Genomic DNA, 7923 nt, shown 5'->3' with positions numbered 1-7923 from the left:
ACATTGTAGCAACAACACCCTTGGCATCCATCAGGCGAATAAAGACTGGTCGGCTGCGGAACCGCTGCTGCGACGGGCGATGTCAAGGGTAACAGAAACAGCAAATCGGAGGTCTGTGCCTTCGAGCTTCGGTATCCGGAGACAGAGCTGTTCGTCCGTCAAAGACAGATCGGAATGTATCGAGGTCGTGGATGCTGTAGCCGCAAGGCGAGAGCCACGAAGAGATGCAGCCCTTGCTGTCAGAACCCCCTGGCTTTAGCCATGGGGAGGTTCAGGGCGTCTTTTAATGCCAAGAATAATGCCTGCCCCTGCCACAAGGAGGGGAACGGCCAGCATATTGATGATTTTAATCCTCGTTCCCAGATCGTCGATGTCGGAGCGGAGGTTGCGCCGGACTTCTTTCAGTTCCTGATTGATGCGCATCCTCTCTTCATTGAACCTGCGGAGTTCCGCTTCCTGCTCTTCACTCAAAACAAGGGCATCTTCACCCTGCTTCTGGCTTTCCAGCATCTGAATGCGCATGGAGGCTTCTTCTGCCCTTTGCAGCAGCGCCTGTTCCCTAGAGAGCCAGCGGGTTTCTGCCTGACGTTCCAGATCCTTCACCCTGTGGAAGGGGCGGTCTGTGACATCCCTTGTGCGCACATGGATGAGGTCCGGGCTGCCACTGAGCATTTCCACGCTGTTAAGAACAAAATTCAGGTTGTCATTGAAAACCCTTGCCATTTCAAAGCCCAGAAAACTCTGGCGGCTCATGTAGTAGGCATCAAAGAGAAGATCCGCATCCGCAATGAAAACAAGGGTGGCGGGCTTTTGTTTCTTTACCGCAGTTTCCGCCTTACCTTCGGAAAGTTTTTCTCCCTTGTCCCTGCCATCCGTTTTTTCTGCCTTATCCTCTCCGATGCTTTCGGCCTGAATACCCTCTTCTTCGGGGGGGCCGTCGGGAAAGGCCACGGGGAACTGGCCAGCAAATATCATGGCCAGAGGATAGCGCTTGCCTTCTGCTTCAAAGGAGCGCCGGACATTTTCCATGCCCATGCGAACTTCCGCAGGATCAAAGAGGGCTGCATTCTCCGAAGAGGAAACCAGAACTTCTGCCTTGAGGGGGCTGTTTTCCCCAAGGCTCACAGTACCTGCCATGGGCAGGAGCAGGGAATTCAGCGTGGCAGTAATGAGATGATCCCTATTAAGGGCAGAGGCATCCAGGCTCAGCCATGAAGGATTGTTTTCCACCTGATTGTTCTGGCCCATGAGCCTTGTTGCGGCGTGAAAATCCACCACAACCCGGTCGTCTTTTTCAATGCCCCATGCTTCAAAGAGGGGATCAAGGGGGGATTCCGTCGGGCCGTAGCCGGACATGGGATCACTTACTGCGGCAGGATCACTGAAAACCATCAGATTGCCGCCGCTACTTACATAAGCATCAATGGCATGGAGCATGGAGGGAGAAAGATAATCCGGCTGGAAAAGGATAAGAAGGTCCAGTTTTTCGGGCAGGTCTTCTTCGTCTCCATCAATTGTATGGAGGCGGACGGTTTTTTCCATTTCCTTGAGGAAAAACCACCTGCTGCCGCCGCCGCCCATGCCGGGCATGCCGGGTGCTCCGTAGATGTTCATGCCTGAAAGAATTCCCACCTGGGGTTTTTCTGCCCGGCTGATCTGGGTAAGGGTGCGGGTGATGTCATATTCAAGGCTGGCTTCTCTGGCAGGATCAATAAAAGCGATGGTTTGCTCCCTGTCTCCGGAGATTGCAACAAGTCCCAGATAAAGGTTATCGCCTCCTGGTGTTGGCAGGGGCTCGATGCCGTAGGTTCTGGCCCAGTCTTCTTCCTCTGAATCCGGCTTAGGGTGGATGATTTCCAGTCGGATTTTTCCTCCTGAGCTTTCCTCGTATTCTTTGAGAAGATCTGCTGCCCTGCGGCCAAAGGCCCTGAAATGAACCGGCATCTGCATGGGGTCATCGCTGAAATAGTATCTGATGCTTACCGGCTCCTCCAGTTTTTTAAGGATGGCTATGCTTCCCGGAGAAAGGGAGTGGATCTTGTCAGAGGTGGCATCCCAGCGGATGCGGATGTTTGAAAAAAGGATATTGAGCAAAAGGAGAGTGAGAAAAAGAAGACCCAGCATGGCAAGGCTTTTTTTAAGGCCTGCTCCGGGATGTTTTTTCGTTTTGTCTGTCATTGTATACTCCATGTAAATCCATCAGGAATGGATAGTCGCTTTTCAGTTGTTAAGATGAAAGATGCTCAGGAACGGCGGTTCATGAGAAGTATAGCGTTGGCCGTGAGCATGAAAACAATGACTGAGAGATAATATACGAGATCCCTGAGATCAAAAATCCCCATGGCAAAGGTGTTGAAGTGGGTGAGAAAACTTAAACCCGCTATGAAGGAGGCAAGGCTTTTGGGTACGCTGGCCCCCAGCATGTCCATGACCGGCGGATAACCGGCAAGAACGAAAAGGAGACAGAAAACAAGGGCCAGTACAAAGCTGATTACCTGACTGCGGGTGAGGGCGGATGTGAAAATGCCCACGCTGAGAAAGGCTCCGGCCATGAAGAAGCTGCCGAGATAGGCGCAGAAGATGGCAGAGAGATCCGGGGTTCCGAGATACTGAACCGTCAGTACCACAGGAAAGGTTAGAAAAAGGGCCAGTGCGATGAAGGCCCATGCGGCCAGAAATTTTCCCAAAATGATTGTTGTAAGGGAAAGGGGCAGGGTAAGGAGCAGCTCCAGGGTGCCCTGTCTTTGTTCATCGCTCCAGAGTCCCATGGAGACAGCGGGGATGAGAAAAAGAAAAATCCAGGGATGCCAGTCGAAAAAGGGTCTGAGATTAGCCTGTCCGGATTCAAAGAGTCCGCTTACCTGAAAGGTGAAAAAGGCCTGCAGGATGAGAAAAATAACCAGAAATACATAGGCTACGGGTGTGATGAAATAACTCTTGAGTTCCCGCTTGAACACAGCGCGTGTGGAGTGGAATGAAGAGGGTATCATTGAATGCTCCCTGTATATGTGTTGGGTGATTTCAGGCCGCTTTTTTTTGGGTGGTCAGCATACGGAAAACCGTATCCAGCCTTCCCTGCGAAATGAAAAGCTCACTGATGTCAGCTCCGGACCTGCGGCATATGCCTTCGATCTGTGAAGAAAAGTCCGGCTGATGCTGTCTGGGCTGGATGTGGAGCCTTACACTATCAGTATCTTTGGCCGGAGTTTCTTTTCTCACATCACCAATAGTTTGTAGTTTTTCCATCAGTCCGGCAGGGGGCTGGTTTTTCAGGGTGAGGCTGCAGGCTCCGTAGTCAGGGTCCTGACGCCTGAGGTTTTCCGGGCTGTCATCGGCCACAATACGTCCTTCTGCAATGATGATGGCTCTGGGACAGAGGGCTTCCACCTCATCTAGGATATGGGTGGAAATGAGAATGGCCTTGGCTTCTCCCATGGCCTGTATCATCTGCCGGACCTCATGCTTCTGGTTGGGATCGAGGCCGTCTGTGGGTTCATCCATAATCAGATAGGCGGGATCATGGAGAATGCTCTGGGCAAAACTGACACGCTGTCTGTATCCTTTGGAAAGGGTGTGGATGGGCTGGTGTACCACACTTGCAAGAAAACATCTGTCCATGGCGACATCGGCGGCCCTGTCCCGGTTTTTTCCGGAAAAGCCCCTCACTTCCGCACAGAAAAGCAGGAATTCCCGGACTGTCATTTCCGGATACACAGGTGCCGTTTCCGAGAGGTAGCCCAGCCTGGCTCTGGCCTCTATGGGTTGCCTGAGAATGTCAAAACCATCTATGACAGCGGTGCCTGAATCGGGTGGCAGATAACCTGTGATCATGCGCATGGTGGTGGACTTGCCTGCGCCGTTGGGTCCAAGAAAACCAAGTATTTCTCCCTTGTCAACGCTGAAGGAGATGGAATCCACTGCTTTTTTCCCACTGAACCCTTTGCTCAGTTCTGTAACTTCAATCATTAAACAGGTCTCCTGATCAGATGGGGTAGGTTTTGTAAAATAATGTAAATTTTTAGCCGTGTCATTCTTTGTATTCCGCAGAAACTAAGGTCATGCAGTCTGTCTGTCAATCAAAATGGATAAGGAGATTTTAAGCACTGACTTGCGCAAGAAGAAGGCTTCTGTTAGGTAGACAGTGGTTTTTGGGGCCGTATCCTGAACCCCTTGAGCTGCCCCGGCTTCCAGTATTTTTTATCCCGTGCCTGAGTTTTTTTGCCGCCTTTCCCTGACAGGACACAATTCTTTATCTTTAAAATATCAGACGGACATCTCTTTTCATCTGGAATGTCCGGAGTTGTTTTCGGCAAACGGAGTTTTTTAGTCCCGAAATCTTTGTTTTTGAGTATTAGAAAGAAAGGGCCTGATGGAAAAGAACAGGGCTGTAGAAGAAGAAGGTGTTATACGGCAGGTCTGGATGATGTTTGCATCCATAAAACTCTCCATTATTGTGCTGCTGCTGCTTGCTGCAACCTCGGTGGTGGGAACCCTCATTCCCCAGAGACCCGGTGCCCGACCAGAGGTCGGGGAAGGACTTTGGGCACAGATATCCTCATTTCTGTTTCTGCATGACATGTACAATTCATGGTGGTTCCAGCTGCTTCTTCTGCTGCTGGCAGTCAATCTGATTGTCTGTAGCCTTGAGCGTCTGCCCGCCGTGTGGCGATGGGTGCGGAAAACTCCCCGTCCTCCCCGTTTGGAAAGGGTCAGGAAGCTTGATAATGCGGCTGTTTTTGTTCTGAAGGAAGATCTGGACAAAGCAGAAAAAAAAGCCCTTGATGCACTGGGGGGCTGGGGAATCCGTACCGGTGTGGAAAGGGATGGCGATGCACGGCTGGTGCATGGTGAATTCGGACGCTGGACAAGGCTTGGGGTTTATGCTGTTCATCTGAGTGTGCTTCTTCTCCTTGTGGGTGGTCTTGTGGGTTCCCTTTTCGGGTTTTCCGGCTTTGTGAACATTCCCGAAGGTGATACAGCCCATGAAATAAGGCTCAGGGGCGGAGGAGGAACCAAGGATACCGGTTTTTCCATCCGCTGTGATTCTTTTTACGTGGGCTTCTATCCCGACGGAACGCCCAGAGAATATCGCTCCACCCTTACCCTTCTGGACAGGGATGGTAAGGAAATTCTTACGGAAGATATCCGTGTGAACCATCCCCTGACCTATCAGGGGGTTCGCATGTATCAGTCCAGTTACGGGACTGCTGCTGCCCGTTCCGTTTCCCTTAAACTGATCCCAGAAGATGGGGAACCCATTCTCATGACGGGTGAGGTTCGGGAGCCTTTTTCTGTGCCCTTTACGGAGGGGCATATTGTTCTCATGAATTTTATGGATAATTTCCAGTTAAGGGGTCACAGGCTGGGACCGACTTTTCTGGGATTCTATGAGTCCGCCGAAGGCAAAAGGGAAACCCTGGTGCTGCCCCGGAGACATCCGGGCTTTGACCGTATGCGTATGGGAGAACGGGGCTTTGCCATAGAAATAAATGATTATGAGCCTCTTTACTTTACAGGCCTTCAGGTAAGTAAAGATCCCGGTGTGGTTCTGGTTTATCTTGGCTTTACCCTTATGCTTCTGGGATGCTGGGTTGTCTTTTATCTTTCCCACAGAAGGATTTTTGTGCTTCTGGAAAGCAGGGAAGAAGGTGGTGTACAGTACACGGTTGGAGGAACTGCCAACCGGGGTCAGCATGCCCTGAAGCAGCGGCTTGTAAAAATTGAGGAAAACCTGAAAAAGATCTGAACCGTCAGAATTCTGTGGAAGCGGATTTTATTTCATAACAATAAGGAATAGCGATGAACAGTTCTCTTATTCTTTCCATTGTCACTTATGTGTACGGTGCAGCAGCCCTTTTGTATATATCGGCCTGGATTTTCCATAAGCCCGCCTGGGGTAAGGGGGCTACTGCTCTGCTGTGGGCGGGCTTGCTTGGTAATGTTGCAGGGTTCTGTCTGCGTTGGGCTGAAAGTTATCAGATGGGTATCGGGCGTATTCCCTTATCCAACCTCTATGAATCCCTTGTCTTCTTTTCCCTTACCATGGCTGCCCTTTATCTCTTTGTGGAGTGGAAGACGGGCCGGAGGGAAGTGGGGGCTTTTTTTGGGCCTCTTATTTTTCTTGCCATCGCCTATGCCTCCCTGTCTCCCAATATCAGTGATCAGATCCGTCCCCTGGTACCTGCCCTGAAGAGCAACTGGTTGACAATCCATGTTGTTACCTGTTTTCTTGGTTATGCGGGCTTTGCACTGGCCTTTGCCACCAGTATAATGTTTCTTATTCATCCGGGTGAGGACAGCAACAAGGGCTGGCGAAGTCGTCTTCCGGCTCCGGAGATACTGGATGATCTGACCTATCGCATGGTGGTGTTTGGTTTTCTTTTTCTTTCTCTGGGTATCATTACCGGCTCGGTCTGGGCCAACTCCGCCTGGGGCAGTTACTGGTCATGGGATCCCAAGGAAACCTGGTCTCTGATCACATGGATTATTTATGCTGTGCTGCTCCATGCGCGGCTTATGCGTTCCTGGACGGGTAAGAAAATTGCCTGGCTGTCTATCTTGGGTTTTGCTGCGGTGATGTTTACCTATTTTGGTGTTAACTTTCTTCCCGGACTGCACAGTTACGGCGGTTTCTGATAAGGGACTTCATGGATACCATAGAAATCAAGGGTGGTGTGCGCCTTAAAGGGGATGTTCCCATCAGCGGTGCGAAGAATGCAGCCCTTCCCATTCTGGCTTCGGCCCTTCTGGTGGAAGGAAGCTGCGGCTTTTCCCGTGTTCCCAGGCTTAAAGACATTGATTCCATCCTTCTTCTACTGGAAGATTTGGGTTGCAGGGTTACAAGGGAAGATGACAGGGTTCGGGTGGATGCTGCGGGTCTGAACCGTACCGAGGCTGCCTATGAGCTGGTAAGGAAGATGCGGGCTTCCATTCTGGTACTGGGTCCCCTTGTGGCCAGACTGGGTAAGGCCAGGGTTTCTCTTCCCGGAGGCTGTGCCATTGGCGCACGGCCCGTTGATCTGCACCTGAAAGGGCTTGAGGCCATGGGAGCCCGTATCCGTCTGGAGCATGGGTATGTGGAAGCCGAAGCCTCACGCCTGAAGGGGGCGGATATCTGTTTTGACGTGCCTACGGTGGGGGGTACGGAAAATCTCATGATGGCCGCAGCCCTTGCCGATGGGGAAACAATTCTCAGAAATGCGGCAAGGGAGCCGGAAATTGTTGCCCTGGCCGATGTGCTCAATGCCATGGGAGCTTCTGTGGAAGGGGCCGGGACATCGAAAATCGTCATTCAGGGAGTATCATCCCTGAAACCCGTAGATGTTGAAATTATCCCCGATCGCATAGAGGCGGGCACCTTTCTTGTGGCGGGAGCTTTGACCGGAGGAGATGTGAAGGCCTGTGGCTGTAATCCGGATCATTTGAGGGCCGTCATTGATAAGCTCCGGGCTACGGGCGCTGATGTGGAAACCGGATCGGACTGGGTAAGGGTGCGGAGAAACAGCCCTGTGAAAAGTGTGGACATCACAACCCAGCCCTATCCGGGTTTTCCTACGGATATGCAGGCCCAGTTCATGGTACTGCTCAGCATGGCCGAGGGAACCAGTGTTATTTCCGAAAATATTTTTGAAAACCGTTTTATCCATGTCAGTGAACTCCAGCGCATGGGTGCAGCCATCAGCCTGCATGCAGGCAATACGGCCAAAGTTCGGGGGGTGAAAGAGCTTTCCGGAGCACCGGTCATGGCTTCTGATCTGCGGGCCAGTGCCTCCCTCATCCTTGCAGGGCTTGTGGCTACGAATACAACGGTGGTGCACAGGGTTTATCATCTGGACAGGGGCTATGAGGCCATGGAAGAGAAGTTTTCCCGGCTGGGGGCCCGAATCCGCCGTATCCGTTAAAAATCTGTAAAAGATTAGGCAT

The 7923-nt window shown here is 51.6% G+C and carries 7 protein-coding genes; 4 read left to right on the top strand and 3 right to left on the bottom strand.

Annotated features, from left to right (window positions below):
- Positions 1 to 259 (top strand): hypothetical protein (locus FIM25_RS17130; protein WP_218961427.1); only part of this gene is annotated, 259 nt, incomplete at its 5' end.
- Here the strand turns inward: FIM25_RS17130 and FIM25_RS13115 are convergent.
- The 3 genes from FIM25_RS13115 to FIM25_RS13105 form a co-directional block, all read right to left on the bottom strand.
- Positions 256 to 2178: a Gldg family protein gene (locus tag FIM25_RS13115; protein ID WP_179953366.1), complete on the bottom strand. Its 1923-nt coding sequence runs from the start codon at positions 2176 to 2178 to the stop codon at positions 256 to 258. The two genes, FIM25_RS17130 and FIM25_RS13115, sit on opposite strands and share 4 nt — an antisense overlap.
- A 65-nt stretch (positions 2179 to 2243) precedes the next feature.
- On the bottom strand, positions 2244 to 2990 hold the full coding sequence (locus FIM25_RS13110; protein ID WP_139450092.1) for an ABC transporter permease subunit: 747 nt from the start codon (positions 2988 to 2990) through the stop codon (positions 2244 to 2246).
- Between the two features lie 31 nt (positions 2991 to 3021).
- Complete coding sequence (locus FIM25_RS13105; RefSeq protein WP_139450088.1) at positions 3022 to 3966, bottom strand: ABC transporter ATP-binding protein; 945 nt, start codon at positions 3964 to 3966, stop codon at positions 3022 to 3024.
- Between the two features lie 403 nt (positions 3967 to 4369).
- On the opposite strand from FIM25_RS13105, the gene resB reads away from it, so the two are divergent.
- From resB to murA, 3 genes are read left to right on the top strand one after another with little or no spacing between them, the layout of a single operon-like run.
- Entirely contained in the window at positions 4370 to 5746 is a 1377-nt protein-coding gene (gene resB, locus FIM25_RS13100) for a cytochrome c biogenesis protein ResB (protein ID WP_139450084.1), read from the top strand.
- A gap of 53 nt (positions 5747 to 5799) precedes the next feature.
- Positions 5800 to 6636 carry a c-type cytochrome biogenesis protein CcsB gene (gene ccsB, locus FIM25_RS13095; RefSeq protein ID WP_139450080.1) on the top strand — a complete coding sequence of 279 codons (837 nt, stop codon included), beginning with the start codon at positions 5800 to 5802 and terminating at the stop codon, positions 6634 to 6636.
- An 11-nt stretch (positions 6637 to 6647) separates the two neighbouring features.
- The gene (gene murA, locus FIM25_RS13090) at positions 6648 to 7901 is read left to right on the top strand and encodes a UDP-N-acetylglucosamine 1-carboxyvinyltransferase (protein ID WP_139450075.1); all 1254 of its coding nucleotides are present in this window, start codon (positions 6648 to 6650) and stop codon (positions 7899 to 7901) included.
- Positions 7902 to 7923 lie beyond the last annotated feature (22 nt).

The organism is Desulfobotulus mexicanus, assembly GCF_006175995.1.
GTDB classification, from domain to species: domain Bacteria; phylum Desulfobacterota; class Desulfobacteria; order Desulfobacterales; family ASO4-4; genus Desulfobotulus; species Desulfobotulus mexicanus.
Note: the sequence above shows the minus strand (reverse complement) of the source record. Positions and strands in the feature narration are given on the sequence as shown.